Annotated in this window: 13 protein-coding genes and 2 pseudogenes; 3 read left to right on the forward strand and 12 right to left on the reverse strand. The window is 62.7% G+C overall.

Annotation, left to right across the window (positions count from 1 at the left end; translation table 11 throughout):
- The first annotated feature begins 618 nt into the window (after positions 1 to 618).
- Together nrdD and nrdG are read left to right on the forward strand one after the other, a co-directional pair.
- Positions 619 to 2,841 carry an anaerobic ribonucleoside-triphosphate reductase gene (nrdD, locus tag QUW25_RS05305; RefSeq protein ID WP_289511179.1) on the forward strand — a complete coding sequence of 741 codons (2,223 nt, stop codon included), beginning with the start codon at positions 619 to 621 and terminating at the stop codon, positions 2,839 to 2,841.
- 349 nt (positions 2,842 to 3,190) lie between these two features.
- Positions 3,191 to 3,751, forward strand: a complete 561-nt coding sequence (gene nrdG / locus QUW25_RS05310) for an anaerobic ribonucleoside-triphosphate reductase activating protein (RefSeq protein ID WP_289511180.1) — start codon at positions 3,191 to 3,193, stop codon at positions 3,749 to 3,751.
- A gap of 24 nt (positions 3,752 to 3,775) precedes the next feature.
- On the opposite strand, the gene QUW25_RS05315 is transcribed toward nrdG, so the two are convergent.
- The 12 genes and pseudogenes from QUW25_RS05315 to QUW25_RS05360 all read right to left on the reverse strand — a co-directional run bounded on the left by QUW25_RS05315 (position 3,776) and on the right by QUW25_RS05360 (position 14,869).
- Positions 3,776 to 4,117: a type II toxin-antitoxin system PemK/MazF family toxin gene (locus QUW25_RS05315; protein WP_289511181.1), complete on the reverse strand. Its 342-nt coding sequence runs from the start codon at positions 4,115 to 4,117 to the stop codon at positions 3,776 to 3,778.
- Positions 4,111 to 4,347, reverse strand: coding sequence for an AbrB/MazE/SpoVT family DNA-binding domain-containing protein (locus QUW25_RS05320; protein ID WP_289511182.1), 237 nt, complete (start codon positions 4,345 to 4,347; stop codon positions 4,111 to 4,113). Before QUW25_RS05320 ends, QUW25_RS05315 begins: the two co-directional genes overlap by 7 nt.
- 275 nt (positions 4,348 to 4,622) lie before the next feature.
- Complete coding sequence (locus QUW25_RS05325; RefSeq protein ID WP_289511183.1) at positions 4,623 to 5,102, reverse strand: tetratricopeptide repeat protein; 480 nt, start codon at positions 5,100 to 5,102, stop codon at positions 4,623 to 4,625.
- 12 nt (positions 5,103 to 5,114) lie between these two features.
- A pseudogene (locus tag QUW25_RS09980) lies at positions 5,115 to 5,171 on the reverse strand (hypothetical protein); the annotation flags it as partial.
- A gap of 12 nt (positions 5,172 to 5,183) precedes the next feature.
- A complete protein-coding gene (locus QUW25_RS05330; RefSeq protein WP_289511184.1) occupies positions 5,184 to 5,519 on the reverse strand; it encodes a hypothetical protein in 336 nt (111 codons plus the stop codon).
- 135 nt (positions 5,520 to 5,654) lie between these two features.
- Positions 5,655 to 5,765 (reverse strand): annotated as a pseudogene (locus QUW25_RS09985) (zinc-ribbon domain-containing protein); the annotation flags it as partial.
- Between the two features lie 368 nt (positions 5,766 to 6,133).
- On the reverse strand, positions 6,134 to 8,467 hold the full coding sequence (locus tag QUW25_RS05335) for a hypothetical protein (protein WP_289511185.1): 2,334 nt from the start codon (positions 8,465 to 8,467) through the stop codon (positions 6,134 to 6,136).
- A 276-nt stretch (positions 8,468 to 8,743) separates the two neighbouring features.
- Entirely contained in the window at positions 8,744 to 9,679 is a 936-nt protein-coding gene (locus tag QUW25_RS05340) for a GHKL domain-containing protein (RefSeq protein WP_289511186.1), read from the reverse strand.
- Entirely contained in the window at positions 9,676 to 10,617 is a 942-nt protein-coding gene (locus tag QUW25_RS05345) for a hypothetical protein (protein WP_289511187.1), read from the reverse strand. The genes QUW25_RS05340 and QUW25_RS05345 overlap by 4 nt, the downstream gene beginning before the upstream one ends.
- 7 nt (positions 10,618 to 10,624) lie before the next feature.
- The gene (locus tag QUW25_RS05350) at positions 10,625 to 11,365 is read right to left on the reverse strand and encodes a LytR/AlgR family response regulator transcription factor (RefSeq protein WP_289511231.1); all 741 of its coding nucleotides are present in this window, start codon (positions 11,363 to 11,365) and stop codon (positions 10,625 to 10,627) included.
- Positions 11,366 to 11,536: 171 nt separating this feature from the next.
- Positions 11,537 to 12,679 (reverse strand): hypothetical protein, encoded by a 1,143-nt coding sequence (locus tag QUW25_RS05355; protein WP_289511188.1) that lies wholly within the window; start codon positions 12,677 to 12,679, stop codon positions 11,537 to 11,539.
- A 477-nt stretch (positions 12,680 to 13,156) separates the two neighbouring features.
- Positions 13,157 to 14,869, reverse strand: coding sequence for a hypothetical protein (locus QUW25_RS05360; protein WP_289511189.1), 1,713 nt, complete (start codon positions 14,867 to 14,869; stop codon positions 13,157 to 13,159).
- 474 nt (positions 14,870 to 15,343) lie between these two features.
- On the opposite strand from QUW25_RS05360, the gene QUW25_RS05365 reads away from it, so the two are divergent.
- Positions 15,344 to 16,045, forward strand: a complete 702-nt coding sequence (locus QUW25_RS05365; RefSeq protein WP_289511190.1) for a hypothetical protein — start codon at positions 15,344 to 15,346, stop codon at positions 16,043 to 16,045.
- Positions 16,046 to 16,050: the final 5 nt, after the last annotated feature.

Raw genomic sequence — 16,050 nt, forward strand, 5'->3', positions numbered from 1 at the left:
AAACCGACGGTCTGTACCACCGTCTCAAAGTGATGCCGAGAAAAGACAGCGAGTGTACACGCCCCATGCCGCCCCTGCCGAGAAAGTCCGCCCTCTGTACCAGTCAACGTGCCTGCCCGCCGAGAAATGCGAAGGCGTGTACCAACCGCGCCCGCACTTCTCGCCCGCCGCTGGTACAGAGGGCCGCTTCTCTCGGCATCATTTGCTAAAACTGGTACAGCGGCCGGGTTTTCTCGGCGCGTGAGCGGGAGGGGCGGCCCCTGCCGAGGCACAGCGGGCGGGTTTTCTCGGCGCTGCAGGAAGCTCTTCTCGCCACAATGGCGGGGGCATTTTTCCGGAGCCTCAACCATCCGCCGAAACCCCCACGCCACCCACACATTCGTCAACGGGCAATTGAGAAAAAGCTATTATCCCGACGCTTTGAAACTACCTGCGCCGATATGGCTTATCAACACGCATTTCACCACGTTATCAACAATATCTAGTGTATTTTGTCACCACAAACCACAACCAGTTGTGCCATAGTTATTCTTGCGCACAAGCGGGCGCATCCAGATGACAAACACGGGCGGGCACGTGGGCAAACGTGCCTTTTGGCGGAAAAGGGGTCGGACACACATGAAAATCATCAAGCGCAACGGCTCGGAGGTCACCTTCGACATCTCCAAGATCGAGAACGCCATCCGCGCTGCCAACAACGAGGTGCCCGCCAGCGAGCGCCTCACCGAGCGCGAGATCAAGTTCGCCTCCCTGAACGTCACGGACGAGTGCATGGAGGCCGGCCACACCGTCACCGTCGAGGAGGTCCAGGACCTCGTGGAGGACCAGCTCATGGCCCTCGACCACTTTGAGGTCGCTCGTCGCTACATCATCTATCGCTACGTGCAGAACCAGAAGCGCCACAAGAACACCACCGACGACAAGATCCTCGCCCTCATCGAGTGCAACAACGAGGAGGTCAAGCAGGAGAACTCCAACAAGAACCCCACCGTCGTCTCTGTTCAGCGCGACTACATGGCCGGCGAGGTCTCCAAGGACCTCACCATGCGCGAGCTGCTCCCCGCCGAGGTCGTAGAGGCCCACAACGAGGGCATCATCCACTTCCACGACTCCGACTACTTTGCCCAGCACATGCACAACTGCGACCTCATCAACCTCGAGGACATGCTGCAGAACGGCACCGTGATCTCCGGCACCCTCATCGAGCGCCCGCACAGCTTCTCCACCGCCTGCAACATCGCCACGCAGATCATCGCGCAGGTAGCCTCCTGCCAGTACGGCGGCCAGTCCATCTCGCTCACGCACCTCGCGCCCTTTGTGGACGTCTCCCGCAAGAAGATCCGCCGCCAGGTGGAGGCCGAGATGGAGGTCATCGACGCTCACCCCGGCGAGGCCAAGATTGCGGAGATCGTCGAGAAGCGCCTGCGCGAGGAGGTCTCCCGCGGCGTCCAGACCATCCAGTACCAGGTGGTCACCCTCATGACCACCAACGGCCAGGCGCCGTTCATCACGGTCTTCATGTACCTCAACGAGGCCAAGAACGAGCAGGAGAAGGCCGACCTGGCCCTGTGCATCGAGGAGATGCTCAAGCAGCGCTACCAGGGCGTCAAGAACGAGGCCGGCGTCTGGATCACCCCCGCCTTCCCCAAGCTCATCTACGTGCTCGAGGAGGACAACGTCGCCGAGGGCACCCCGTACTTCTACCTCACCAAGCTCGCGGCCAAGTGCACGGCCAAGCGCATGGTGCCGGACTACATCTCCGAGAAGAAGATGAAGGAGTACAAGCTCTCCAAGGGCGAGACCGAGGGCAACGGCGACTGCTACACCTGCATGGGCTGCCGCTCCTTCCTCACGCCGGACCGCTCGGGCAACGGCTTTGACAACGTGGCCAACGCCGGTAACTACGAGCCCGGCAAGCCCAAGTACTACGGCCGCTTCAACCAGGGCGTCGTGACCATCAACCTCGTGGACGTGGCGCTCTCCGCCAACCGCAGCATGGACGAGTTCTGGAAGATCTTCGACGAGCGCCTGGAGCTCTGCCACCGCGCCCTGCGCTGCCGTCACGAGCGCCTGCTCGGCACCACCTCCGACGCCGCGCCGATCCTCTGGCAGTACGGCGCCCTCGCGCGCCTCAAGAAGGGCGAGAAGATCGACAAGCTCCTCTACGGCGGCTACTCCACCATCTCCCTCGGCTACGCGGGCCTCTACGAGTGCGTCAAGGCCATGACCGGTCACAGCCACACCGACAAGGAGGCCACGCCGTTTGCCCTCGCCGTCATGCAGCGCATGAACGACAAGTGCGCCGAGTGGAAGGCCGCCGAGAACATCGACTACTCGCTCTATGGCACGCCGCTCGAGTCCACCACCTACAAGTTCGCCAAGTGCCTGCAGCGCCGCTTTGGCATCATCCCCGGCATCACGGACAAGGGCTACATCACCAACAGCTACCACGTCCACGTGACCGAGGAGATCGACGCCTTCACCAAGCTGCGCTTTGAGTCCGAGTTCCAGCGCCTCTCCCCCGGCGGCGCCATCTCCTACGTCGAGGTGCCCAACATGCAGGACAACCTCGAGGCCGTCATCTCCGTCATGCAGTACATCTACGACCACATCATGTACGCCGAGCTCAACACCAAGAGCGACTACTGCCAGGTGTGCGGCTTTGACGGCGAGATCCAGATCGTGGAAGACGACGGCAAGCTCGTCTGGGAGTGCCCGCACTGCGGCAACCGCGACCAGTCCAAGATGAACGTCGCCCGCAGGACCTGCGGCTACATCGGCACCCAGTTCTGGAACCAGGGCCGCACCGAGGAGATCAAGGACCGCGTGCTGCACCTGTAGGGCTTCCGGGCGGACCCCAGGAGATGAGGTCCGCCGCTCAAACAGCTTTGCTGCGCAAAGAACTCGCGGCGGACCTCATCTCCTGGGGTCCGCCGCGAGCCTTTTCGGGGTACGGCACGCGGGCCTTGGCTCGGCTGCGGCCCTTCGGCTCTTCCCGACGGTTGACTCAGCGAAAGTCACGCTTTTCTCGCCCAAAGCGTGACTTTGAGCGAGCTGTGACGGCGCGCGCCGCGGGCGAGCGAGACCTCCACAAAGGGTGATGTATACTAATCGCGCAAGCCCCGTGATGACCGCTGGTTTCCATGTCACCGGGGCCTTTTCGTACTCACAACCTCGAAAGCCGGACTCCATGAACTACGCAAACATCAAGTACTGCGACATCGCCAACGGCGTGGGGGTGCGCACGACCCTCTTTGTCTCCGGGTGCCGCCTGCACTGCCCCAACTGCTTCAACGAGGAGGCGTGGGACTTCAACGCCGGCGAGCCCTTCACGGCAGAGGTTGCCGAGAAGATCATGGACTCGATGGACGTGCCGTACGTGGACGGCCTCACCATCCTGGGCGGCGAGCCGATGGAGCCCGAGAACCAGCAGGGACTCGTGGGGTTTCTCGAGGCGGTGCGCAAGCGCTTTGGGAACAGCAAGTCCATCTGGCTCTTCTCGGGACACACGTGGGAACAGCTGGCACCGGGAGGTGCCTGGAACCTGGGGGACGTGACCGACCGCCTGCTCGACACGCTCGACGTGCTGGTGGACGGGCCCTTTGTGCAGGAGCTCCACGACATCACGCTGCGCTTCCGCGGGTCCTCCAACCAGCGGCTCATTGACGTGCGGGCCACCCTGGAGGCACCGGGCAACGACGTTGTCTGGTGGGAGGACGAACCGATCTTCTCCACGCACACGATGGAGTAGCTGCCCAAGGGCGGAAAACGTCGCCTAGAAGAAGCTCCTGACCACGCTGAGTACGTTGGTCATGAACTCGCCTGTGGGATCAAGGCTCGCAACGATGCGGGCATTTCTCGCCGCGAGGTCAAAGCAGCGAAGCTGCTCGAGCACCACCCAGCCATGGCACCCATCAAGCTCCGGAAGCTCCAGGTGCAGCGGAAAACCGTTGTCGCGCGTGGTGATGGGACAGATAAGCGCCATAGAAGTTGCCGCGTTAAAGTCAAAGCTGCTCACCACCAGGCCGGGGCGCCTGCCAAGCGGCTCGTGCCCCACCGAGGGGGAGAAGTCAAACTCAACAACATCGCCCGCACAGAACGCAACCTCGTTTACCACAGCTCCCTCCCCACAGGCGCGCCAAGCTCAACAAGCTCCGGTGCGGGGCCCTCGTAGCCGCGCATAAGCGATTGCAGCGTCATCGGTTTGCGAACGGGCGTGAGTCTAAGCGACTCGCCGTCATACTCTATGGTCACCTTATCCCCAAGCTCAAAGCCCGGGCGACGAAACTCCTTGGGGATGGCCACCCCAACGGAGTTACCCATGCGCGTGAGCGTTACCGTAGCCATCTCAGCCTCCTTGTACGAACGCCGTACGTACAGTATATCGTACGTACGGCGTTCGTACAAGAGCCTCAACCTCTCTCAACGTTCGCTCGGAGCCACCCGACTCACCACGAGGGTGTGTACACGGTTGCGGTCCCTGTGTGGCTCCCCCATCAATAAAACCGCAGGTAGCGCATCAACAAGAAGAAAATCAAATCTACAACCGCGCACATGCCATTGAGGCCGACCGACGACCCCGCAGTTGTCCGCAAATTAGTGCGGACAACCGCAGGGCCATCCTAGAGCCCGGCGAGAAGCGCCCGGGCATCGTCGCGCCCTCGCTCGTCGCGCGGGTTGTTGACCGCCGTCTCGGCGTAATAGCGCGCAAGGTCGTAGTCCCTGGGAACCCCGTCACCGTCGCGGTAGCATTCCGCCAGGTAGAGCTGAGCCAGGGAGTTTCCCCGGTCAGCCGAGCGATGGTACAGCTCGATGGCCCGCTCGAGGTTCCGCTCGACCCCCAGGCCATCGTAGTAGCAGGCGCCCAGGTTGACCAAGGCGTTGTCCTCGCCGGCGTCTGCCGCGAGCTGATACCAGTAGATCATCTTGTCGAGGTCCTTCTCGACGCCATAGCCGTGCTTGTAGCAGTTGCCAAGGCCGTTCTCTGCCGAGGGAACGCCCTCCTCGGCCGCCTTGACAAACCAGTCGTAGCAGGCCTCGTGGTTCTGCGTCGTCCCATAGCCGTTATACAGGCATTTGCCGACCATTGCCTGCGCAAGCACGTCCCCCTCGTTGGCTGCGGACAAGAAGTGGTCGTACGCTTGGTCGTAGTCCTTGGTGGTTCCGCAGCCGTAGAAGTAGCATTAGCCCAGGTAGTACTCTGCCTCCACGTCACCCAGACCAGCTGCCTGAGAGAACAGCTCAAAGGCGTGGCTTGCGTCGTTGTAGTTGCCCGTGGTCTCAAACGAGTTGAGCAGCACGATGCCGTCGCCCGTCAGCTGGGAGGGGTCCTCGTCAGTTGCGTCCTCGTCAGCCGGTGCGTCATACGGAACAAACACCACGTGCTCGAGCGGCCGAGCCTGCTCGTCAACCGGCTCTTCCCCCTCGTCACTGGCAGCGGGCTGCGAGAACGCGCCCTTGAGGATCGTGGGAACCACCAGGGCAAGCCCGAGAACAACGGCAACGACAGCAACCGCCACCCCAGCGCGCCGCAGCCACCTTGCGTCCCCAAACTCATCGGCCCGATGCGTGTCACGAACGGGCGTCGAGAAGGGCGCGGTGTCGGAAGGGCCCAGCCTTGCCTGGTCGGAATCGCCCGGCCGCGGCTGTTTGGCCCCGCACTCCGGACAGAACCTCACATCATCAGCTATCTTTGCCCCACACTGTAGGCAGAACACGCTCTCCTCCTTGTCTCGACGAGCTGCGCCCGCGCCCCGCCATGCCACGCCCTCCGCACCCGCTCTGGCGTAAATACTGAAACCTCATGGAGGGCGTTTGCGGCCTTTGACACAATCAAGCGCCGTCATGTCACTTTAAGGGCGCGGAACCCACGAACGGCATGCGGAAGAGTGGCGCGCCAACCTGGTTTCGCTGAGCCTCGCGAGGGTATGCACACAGTTGCAGGCTTTATGCGACCCCAAGCCAACAAAACCGCAGGTCACGCCCCGGTGAGAAGAACATCAATCCCGCAACTGTGTACATGCCCTCGCAGGGCGCCGGGGGGATGAAGGCGTCCGTAGACCCCAGCGACAAAAGCGGGGCGGCGGGAACCCCATTGCTTGGGTTCCAGCCGCCCGTTAATGCCCTGATGGGGCTACTCGACTACCGTGACCTTGCAGATACGCTCGAAGTGATTTGCATTCCCGCCAATAGTCGTTCCAAACCGGACGCGAATGTACGTTTCCCCCGGAGCACGGGCTGTAATAGTTGCGGCCATCTCATTGTCATCAACATCTGCCGTGGCTATTCTCCAGTCATCCTCGCTCCATGTCCAGACCTTTTTGCCGTCGTACTCAAATCCGTGCTTGTTATACAAATCTGTAACCGACTGAGAAGCTTCAAGCTTGAAAGTGTCTCCAACGTGCATCGTGAGCGAGTATTGCGAGAGCTCTAGGGGGAATTCCTCTGTCTCGCAGGTATCAAATGTGACCGAAGGAATCTGCGAACGCCACGCCCCCTCTCCCGAGCAATGGATACTCCACACCTTCACTCGTCCAACCAGCACTTCAATCGTAATAAAGTCATCATCATTCAAACTATCCGGATGCATCAGGACACCTGTGCTGAGCTGAGCATTGGTTTGAGTCTTAGTTCGATAAACAGTATTCCCATCAATGCCGAACATCAAACTAGCGCTATAGTCCTTCGACGTCTTTATCGTCACCGACGTACCCGCGTTGATGTAGAACGGCTCGGCAAGCTCAGCGTCGCCGTCCTCGTCCTCCTGCCATATCGGCTCGGTGCCCCAGCCCTCATCTGTGAGGAAGGGCATGCCATCAAAGTCGGGATCGGTGCCGGTCTGCACGTCCCCCGACGGGCCCTCGGGTTCTCCAGGCTTCTCGCCGTCCTTACCGTACGTGCACTCCGGCACGCGCTCGCCGTCCTCGAAATGCCAGGCGAGCTTGAGCGGGGAGTTCTTCTCGTTAATGAGGTCCTTGTCGAGGGTCCAGCCGAGCTTGACCAGGTAGTTGGTGCCGGTGCCCACCTCGACGCCCAGGTACGCGTACGCGTTGAGGTCGCTGCAGGTGAGGCCCGTCTCGCGGACCGTAGTCTTGGCGGTGCCGTCGGCGCCGGCGTCCACGGCGGCGTCGACCAGCTGGACCTCGAGCCACTTGAGCTCGGCGCCCACCTTGCCGCCCAGACGCATGTGGATGGCGGCGGAGAGCTCGGTCGTGAACGTGCTGTTGTCCTTGGAGACCCACTCGCCGTCGTCCAGGCGCACGGTGGTGTCCATCTGGTAGTCAACGGAGGCCGTGAGGTCGCCCTCCAGGCTCACGTGCACGTACAGTGGGATGTCGACGGAGAAGCCGTAGGCGATGGGCACCTTGGCCTCGAGAATCTTGACGTCCTTGCCCGCGTTCTTGTTCTGGACGTGCGCCTGGGCGTTGATGCTCGCGTCGCCCTCGAGCTCCAGCACGCAGCGCTCGAGACCGCCGAAAAGGGTCCACTTGACGTCGTAGCCGATCGTGGGCTTGACGCTGAAGTTGCCCTTCACGTAGCTGCCGCTGTTGTCCAGCTTGATGTTGAAGCCGTCACCGATGGCGCCGCCCGAGGGAGACCAGCTGTCCTCCGCCGAGACGCCGCCCGCGCCCGAGACCGCACCCTCAACCTCGGCCATGGAGGAGTCAATCGCAACGTCCCACTGCGTGGCCTCGAGACTGTAGAAGACCTCGGAGGGGTCGGTCGCCTGCTTGAACGTCACGGAGACGGTGCCGTCGGAGTTCTTGGTCACGGCAGTGACGGTACCAGCCGCGCCGAAGGGGTTCTCCTCGGTCGCCTCGAGGACGATCTTGTCGCCCACCTTGAGGTCGCTCTGCGAGGAGGGCGCCTTGAACGAGGTGTCGCCGGTGGGGGTGTAGTCCTCGAGCTGAGTGACGCCGCTGCGCAGCACGTAGTCGTAGCCATTCGCGCCGCCGGAGGAGCCTGCGTCAACGCCGTACCACGCCGTGCCCTCGTAGCGCCAGCCGATCTTCACGAGGGCGTCGCGCTCCTCGGCGCCCGCGGTGTAGTGGTGCGTGCAGGACTGCGCGTAGGGGTTGAACAGGCGGTGGAGCTCAACCCCCTTGTCGTCGTCGGAGTACCAGCCGACGCCCTCCTTGCGCCAGCCGATCCTCCCGAGCTCGTCGTACTCGTTCTCGTCGGTGGTGTAGTGGTGGTCGCCCTGGGGCGCGTAGGGGTTGTAGAGGCGGTAGACGGGGGTGCCCGACTTCGTCGGCGCGACCCAGCCCTCGCCCTCCTTGGTCCAGCCGAGCCCGGCCAGCGCGTCGCGCTCCTTGGCGTCCGCGGTGTAGAGGTGCTCCCCGCTCCACTGGTTGTAGAGGCGGTACATCACCTGCGTGTCGGCCGCGTGCGCCACACCCGGGCCGGCGAGCGCTGCCACGACGGCAAACGCCACCGCGAGCAGCGCGGCGAGTCTCCTGCGTCTCATGGGTCCTCCTTCTCTTTGGGCCTCTCGCGTGCCGCCTCCCACGCTAGGCGAAGGGGCGCCTGTGCGGGAGCCGCCGTCAAAATCGGGCCTGCCGGCGTCACTTTCGCCGCGCGGGGCGGCCGGGCGGCGCGGCGGGCGGCGAGGGTATGCGCACAGTTGCGAGATTGATGTCCTTCTCGCCGAGACGCGACCTGCAGGTTTGTCGGAGCTGAGGGCACATCAGAATCGCAACAGTGCGCATACCCTTTTGGCCGGGACCCCGCAGCCCGGCAGCCCTCACTCCCCCAGCGGCAGCACCACGCTCGTAGTCCATACGCCGTCCTGCCCCGAGGCCACGACGCTCCCGCTATGCCGACGGGCAAGCGCCTCCAGGATGGAGAGCCCCCAGCCGTGCAGCGGCGCGCCGTCCTTCTCGCCGCCGGAGGTCGCGCGCCGCGAGACCCCTTCGTCATAGGGGTTGGTCGCGCGCACCACCAGATGCCCCGCCCGCACGCTCGCGCGCAGCATCACCCAGCGTCGGCTCTCGTCGCTCAGCTCCGCGCTCGCCGCGAGCGCGTTGTCCAGCACGTTGGCAAAGACCGCGCAGAGCTCCACGTCGGGGACGTCGCAGCTCCCGGGAACGCTGGCCAGTACGTCGAGCCGCACGCCCCGGGCACGAGCCTCCGTCACCTTTGACGCCACGAGCGCGTCCACGCTCGCGTTCTCACAGAACCGCTCGTCAACCGGGGCCACGACCTCGGACATCCGCCTCAGCCCCGAGCGCGCCGCATCCGTGTTGCCCGCATCGAGCGCGCGCCCCACGTCGTCAAGTCCCGTCGCAAGGCTCTCCCGCAGGCGCGCGAGGGAGTCCCCGCTCGCACGAAGCTCCTCCAGCGCCTCCCAGCACTTCTCGGCACGCTCCTGAAGAAGCGCCTCGCGCGCCCGCTGGGCCTCCAGCTGCTCGGAGCGCTCGAGCATCCTGAGCAGCCACGGGTCAATCAGAGCACAGGCCGCGCCAGTGCAGGAGATCGCGAACAGGCCGTCCGCTCCCAGGCCAAACCGGCCGACCGACCATAGCGCATACGCAACCAGCACCAGCTGGCTCATCGGGTACCCCACGCGCGCCAGGCGCCGCCGGGCGGGGAGCCCCTTGGAGGCCAGCCAAAACCGCACGGAGACAGCGCCGAGAAGCATCAGAGACAGCACCGACGCCGCGTACGCAACCGCCATCATGGCCGCTCTCCGACTGCGGGCGCCTCCTGCGGGCCATCCCCTTCTGTGGTACGCAGGCGGCCCGCCACGTCGTGTGCGTACGCGCCCGCCCGGTCGGTCTCACCGCGCTCGAGCAGCGCATCCATAACCTGAAGATGATTGCGCAGGTCATGGCGCAGGCGCGCCGTCTCGGCGTTCTTCTCGCCCTGCCGGGACATCTCCGCGAGATACCCCTCAAGGCGAAGCTCCGCCTCGTCCGCCGCGTCCATGGATTCGCTCACCTGCTCCGCCCGGCCGGAGTCCCGCACGAGCAGCACGTCCACAGCCACCATCATGGCGCTCAGCGGCAGGAGCCCCACAAAGAAGCCCGTCGTGTCGTCAAGGCTCAGGAGGCAGAAGAACATGAGGACCCACACGAAGACCATCTGCAGCGCAAAGAGCCCAACATACGGGGCCAGGCTTCCCATCGGGCGCTTGGATGCATGCCCGCCGCGCGCCCGATCGAGCAGCCATCGCATCCCCAGGCCCAGGCACCACATGATCACGCACCACTGGACGTTGGCGAGAAGCCAGGCAATCAGGTGATCGGAGATCTGCGCGTTCCCAATCGGCGCGCCGCCCGTCATGACCTCCCAGACAGCCGCGCCCGTTGCCTCGCAGACGAACCTCGCCACAAAAATGAGCATGACGCCCAGGACGCGGAGCCTGACCTCGCAGGTCCAGAAGAGCATCGGGAGCACGAGGAGCTCGAGCAGGCCCACAGGCAGGCGCGACCAAAAGAAGTAGTCGCGCACAAACGCCACGGAGGCAACGAGGAAGCAGAGAAACAGAAAGAGGGCGCGCCGGCGCATTGGCAGGATGCGACTTGCGACCACGTCCGCCACCATGGAGTTGATTACGGCGTTGACGTTGAGCAGGGCGAGAAGAACGCCCGCGGGAAGGCCTTCCAGGACACCCATGCGCGTCCTAGGAGCTCTGGAGAAACTCGAGCAGGGCGTCTTGCGTCGCGCGCCTCCGGCTCTGGCTCACGGGCACGACGTCACCCGTCGAAAGAACGAGCTCTCCGGTACGGTGGCCCGAGACAAAGGCGACGTTCACGAGAAAGCTCTTATGGCAGCGCACGAATGCGCCGTCAAGCCTCTTCTCGTAGTCCCCGAGCTTGCCGTAGGCCTCCACCACCTCATCTGCGAGGTGAATCCTCACCACGCGACGGTTACTCTCAAGGTAGACGATCTCATCCGGGCGCACGAGGCGCTCGCTTGCGCGCGCACGCACCACCAGCGGCCTCGGGGCCCTTCTCCGCAGGCGCTCCAGCGCGCATCCGAGGGCAAACTCCATCTCGGAGTGCTCCACGGGCTTGAGCAGAAAGCAGGCGTGCTCGGTCTCGTACGCGCGCGTGTGGTACCCCTCGTAGCCCGTCACGTAGACCACCTCGGGATCTGCGCCCAGCGCTCGCACGCGCTTGACCAGGTCTATGGCAGTCTGGGGCTCCCCCTCGCCCTTCTCGGCGGCAAGCGCGGGCTCGCCCAAGACGACGTCTGCCACCAGAAGCTCGGGCGAAAAGCCCCGGACCAGGCACTCCACGAGCGCGTCGGGGCCGGCGCAGCGCTCCACGCAGGCTCCCTCGTCGGTGAGACAGTCCTCCACCATGGACGCCAGCAGCTCGAGCTGGACCGGGTCGTCCTCGATCACCGCAACGCTGAGCATGGCAGGCACACCCCCTCCCTCAAGTACCACTCTCGTTACTATACTTGAGGGAGGGTCAAGCGAGACGAGACTTTACTCACCGGTTCCATTGCGACGGTCAGGGGCAGGCGCGGCCTCGGCGCCCGGGCACGCGGCGGACACCGACGGCCGAAAGCGCCCAAACCGTCTCGCTCAGTTTCTGACCAAGCCCGACCCCACGAGCGTCCGCACCTGCGTGCGCACAATCGAGGTGAGGTGGCAGCCGAAGAGGCTCTCATCGTCACGTTGGACCTCCACGCGATAGCTTGCCACCGTGGAGTCGGCGATGCCGTCGGAATAGGTGACCTCGGCGTCAAAGGTCACGGAGTCCCCGCTCGTCTGCCAGTTGCTCGTCTTGATGTTTCGGCCAAACGGGCCGTCCGCCATGCCCATCCTCCAGCCGTCCCCAACGTAGGTAAGGTACGTTCCGCTGAACTGGCTGAGATTGCTCGGGCAGCTCCCGTAGATTGAGGAGATGATCTGTCGACCGGTCTCTGATGGCACAAAGAAGTTCACAAAGTCATCGAGCTCAGCATAGACGAGCCCATAGGCGTTGTTGGGGTAGTTGAGCGTCTCGCGCCCGCTGGCAAACGTCTTATAAATCATCGAGTAGATAAGCTCTTCATCGCGCGTCGTATCCCCGCCGGGGCGTCGCATGACGTTGACGTCTGTCGTGCTGCTCTCGTCGTAGCCCGGAATCCATGCCGTATAGAGCAGCACCAGGTCCTCTGCCGCGGTTCGGTTGAAGCCGTTCTCGTCAATCTCCCAATCAAAGTCCTGAGCGGCATCTCCTGTATCGATACCGTACCAGGCAACGCCCTCGTAGCACCAACCCCTGGCGATGAGGGAGCTGCACTCGTCAAGGTTTGCGGTGTAGTGGTGCGCACCCGTTGCCGCATAGGGGTTAAAGAGGCGCTGCAGCGCTGTGCCCTTCTCGTCATCCGAGTACCAGGCGATGCCCTCTCCCTCCCAGCCTATGGTCTGGAGCTGGTCGTACTCTTGCTCGCTGGTGGTGTAATGGTGATCGCCTCCTGGAGCGTAAGGGTTATAGAGTCGCCAAACGGGAGTCTGGGACTTAATGGGTGCCGTCCACGCCGCCCCCTCGGCGAGCCAACCATATGCAGGCAGCGAGCTGTACTCTTTTTCACTGGCGGTGTAGAGGTGCTCTCCGGTCCACGGGTTGTAGAGCCTGTACATTGTTACGGACTCGGCGGCGCTTGCCACAGAGGGCACAGCAAGGCAGACGAGAAGCGCCATGAGCGCACTCAGGATGTGCGGTCTCCACGCTGGCTTCATAGGAACCTCCTGTCACGGATGGTCTTGTAGGACTGAACATAGCCCAAGCGGTGTCGGGCGGCGCCACGTCGAAATAACTAACCGTGTCCTTGTCAAAACTAACGTGCGGGGCCGACGGGCGGAAATCTGGGCGGAGCACAGGCTTTCGGGGAGCCGGTAGAGATGAGCAGCGAGGGTATGTACACTGTTGCAGAATTTATGCGACTCCCCCACCAACAAAACCGCAGGTCACGCGTTGGCGAGAAGAACATCATTTCTACAACTGTGTACATACCCTCGAGGCCGGGCCGGTGACCCGCTGTTGTCCGCAAAAAAGTGCGGACAACAGCGCTTGGCGGGCGAGAAGAACCCGGGTGGCCCCGCGTTGTCCGCACTTATTTGCGCACAACGCGGCCCCTCCACTTCATCGCAAAGAAGGGCCCGCCCCACCCTGATCACGGGTTGGGGCGGGCCCCGAGGTCCGTCAGCCTCCCGAGGCTACTTGGCGCTCACTGCGTACCAGCCGGCGCCCTCGGCGCGCCAGCCGATCTTCACCAGCGCGTCGTTCTCCTCCCTGCTGACGGTGTAGTTGTGGGTGGCGGTCACCGCGTAGGGGTTGAACTGGCGCAGCACCGGGACATCGCCGCCCGAGTACCAGCCCACGCCCTCGTCGCGCCAGCCGAGCCTCTTGAGCGCGTCGCGCTCGTCGGCCTTCATGGTGTAGTGGTGGTCGTCGCTGTAGGGGTTGAAGAGGCGGTAGACGGGGTCTCCCGTGGCCGGTGCCACCCAGCCCACGCCCTCGTAGGTCCAGCCGATGGACTTGAGGGAGTCGCGCTCGGAGGCCGAGGCCGTGTAGAGGTGCTCGCCGGTGTACTGGTTGTAGAGGCGGTACATCGTAATGGTTTTCGCGGTCTGATCTGTGTCGGGTTTCTCATCCGGGGTAGTTCCGGGCTCCGTCGACGCCTTCTCTACGATTCGAATGACCGAGGAGTTCCAGGCTCTCAGAGTGGATACATAGTGATTACAGACGATGGCGGCATATCCCTCAGGCGTTGCATGCGTTGCTCCGTCAGGAGTACCGAAGCCGTCAATGTTCCCAAAGTTATAGTGCCCCGTCTTGATGGTGAACGTTCCGTTCCCGTTGTTGGTTGCCACTATCCACTTGCAGTCATCGGGCGTAGTTCCAGCCGGAATGGTCTGGCTGATGTCCCATGAGAACGCGCCGAAATCTCCGTCATCTCCCCGCCTCTGGAAGAGATCGTCAGCATACCCATAGACTTCTTTGGCGTTGGGCAGGGAGATGGTGACCTCATACACGGCGATGTCTCCCCCAAGCTGTTGGCCCGCAGGCAACTTTTCGCTGTAAATCTTGACACTGTCGCTAGCAACGTAATAGTAGTCATACGACCCATCATCGTTCATGGCCGCAAGCTGGAAGCCCGTATCGATATCTGCCCTAACTTCCATGGTCGCGGGAACGTTATAGATAGAGACGTGGGTCGACTTCGTCTCGCTCAAAAAAACGTCTGACCGCCCCTCCGTAGGGTATTGGAGGCTCACACTGGTTTCTTGGCACTCCGTCAGCACCGGAATGTCAAACGAGACGTCGTGAAACTCAACGGAATCGCCATCCGGGAGCTCTACGACGTTTTTTGCGCACGCCACGGTTTTATTCTGTTGCTCCATTTCGTGCTCGGGATCTCTGAACGCATGCTTTGACATGGAGGAACTTCTTGCCGTGTCAACAAGATGGACTGTCATTGAGGCGTCGGAGCCGGCAACCGTCCCGTCCGACACCCAAATGGGAACGAGGTAGAGATCGCTCTCCCCGCTCATCGGTACCACATTCCCCGAATCAATATGACTCAAACCCGTGTTAATCATGTCCGGGTTCCAGTATGTAGTGCCGTATCCTGCAGATTCGGGGTCTTTTGCGAGCACGTAGTAGAGAACGGGCTCCTCTCCGTCTTTGGTCGGGTGCTCAATGTCCGCCTTCACGTTCTCAAGAGGCTTAGACGTCACCCAAAAGTTGTTCGGGGTATAGGTTCCCACAGTCTTTTCCCATGTCCCATCATTCAGGACGTAGAGATCTATGGGATGGGGATCCTCGGGTGGGTCAATCGGTGATGCGTTAGCAGTTAACGGAAGCAGTAGAAGAGCGAGGAACGTGCAAAGTAGTCCGATGATGGTTTTTCTCGCTGGAAGTCTCATCGATGCGCCTCCTTCATTTCAGGCAAACCGCAGATATCTGAAATGTTAGTAAAGGAAGCACTGAATTCATCATCCCCCCCCCACTCATTTTCGGTAAACGGACCGCAACAGCTCCCCAACAGGCAGGAAGGGGTCGCGTTGTCCGCAAAATAATGCGGACAACGGCGCTTGGCGGGCGAGAAGAACCCGGGTGGGGCCGCGTTGTCCGCACTATTTTGCGGACAACGCGGGCATCCGACGGGTCTGAGGACGGAGCGGTAACGTCCGTGACGCAAACCAATCGGCCATATATGCAATTTCAGATCACTCAGGCCGCCCGGGGCGCTCTGGCGACCATTCGCAGAGTTTTTTGGCACGGCATCCAACACGGCACCGTGCGTCACCTCGGCACGCAGACAGCGGGAAGATAACGGACAGACAAGCATCCGCAAACGCTGGTAGCCTCCTTCGCACGGCGAACGAGGGAGGAACAGCATGAGAAGATGCACAACGACCATCGGAGACGTCCTCGACCAGGCACGGGCACCCTACACGCACATGGACGAGAAGGACACCGAGCTCTTCTACTCCACCATGAACGCGCTTCTCGTCTATGCCAACGAGCGGCTGGGTGTTGTTGACCCCGCGCTAGTCCACGAGCGGCCGGAAAGCCCCACCATGCTCTACACGCAGGGCGGGCGCGTAGCCGAGGCGCTCTGGCGACACCGCGCCCTTGTGGACGACTTTGTGCGCGAGAACCCCGCGGGGCTCTCAGACGAGGCGCTTGCCTGCGCGCTCCCCTGGCGCCATGCCCTGCGCGACATGTTCACCTGCGTGGACGCCAACGAGGACCGTCTCGTCATCATGAACCGCGACCGACTCTTTGTGGTGGGCGCGATGCAGGACCCTGCAGACAGCCACGTGCACCACATTCCGTCTCTCCAGCTCCTGGTACTGCTACCCTTCAAGGGAGGCATCGTCACGGACGGAAAGACGCTCCATCTCTCGCCGCGGCCCCGGCCCGAGGCGCTCCCGCTCATAGCTGAGCAGCTGAGGGACCTCTGTGCGCACCCGCTCGTGGAGAGCGCCGAGCAGCTCCTTGACTACGCGCGAGACATCCCGGATGCCGAGAACCGCGTGTCGCCACGCTTTCAGAGGACCGTTGACCAGGCGTTCTCACAGGGACTGCTCGCCTAGGAAAG

Origin of the sequence: Thermophilibacter provencensis (genome assembly GCF_030372065.1) — a bacterium.
Classification (GTDB): Bacteria; Actinomycetota; Coriobacteriia; order Coriobacteriales; family Atopobiaceae; genus Thermophilibacter; species Thermophilibacter provencensis_A.

Excerpts from the sequence above, each read along its gene's own strand:
- nrdD (WP_289511179.1), top strand. The coding sequence starts at position 619 with ATGAAAATCATCAAGCGCAACGGCTCGGAGGTCACCTTCGACATCTCC.
- QUW25_RS05365 (WP_289511190.1), top strand. The coding sequence starts at position 15,344 with ATGAGAAGATGCACAACGACCATCGGAGACGTCCTCGACCAGGCACGG.
- QUW25_RS05360 (WP_289511189.1), bottom strand. The coding sequence starts at position 14,869 with ATGAGACTTCCAGCGAGAAAAACCATCATCGGACTACTTTGCACGTTC.
- QUW25_RS05350 (WP_289511231.1), bottom strand. The coding sequence starts at position 11,365 with ATGCTCAGCGTTGCGGTGATCGAGGACGACCCGGTCCAGCTCGAGCTG.
- QUW25_RS05335 (WP_289511185.1), bottom strand. The coding sequence starts at position 8,467 with ATGAGACGCAGGAGACTCGCCGCGCTGCTCGCGGTGGCGTTTGCCGTC.
- QUW25_RS05355 (WP_289511188.1), bottom strand. The coding sequence starts at position 12,679 with ATGAAGCCAGCGTGGAGACCGCACATCCTGAGTGCGCTCATGGCGCTT.
- QUW25_RS05340 (WP_289511186.1), bottom strand. The coding sequence starts at position 9,679 with ATGATGGCGGTTGCGTACGCGGCGTCGGTGCTGTCTCTGATGCTTCTC.
- nrdG (WP_289511180.1), top strand. The coding sequence starts at position 3,191 with ATGAACTACGCAAACATCAAGTACTGCGACATCGCCAACGGCGTGGGG.
- QUW25_RS05320 (WP_289511182.1), bottom strand. The coding sequence starts at position 4,347 with ATGGCTACGGTAACGCTCACGCGCATGGGTAACTCCGTTGGGGTGGCC.
- QUW25_RS05345 (WP_289511187.1), bottom strand. The coding sequence starts at position 10,617 with ATGGGTGTCCTGGAAGGCCTTCCCGCGGGCGTTCTTCTCGCCCTGCTC.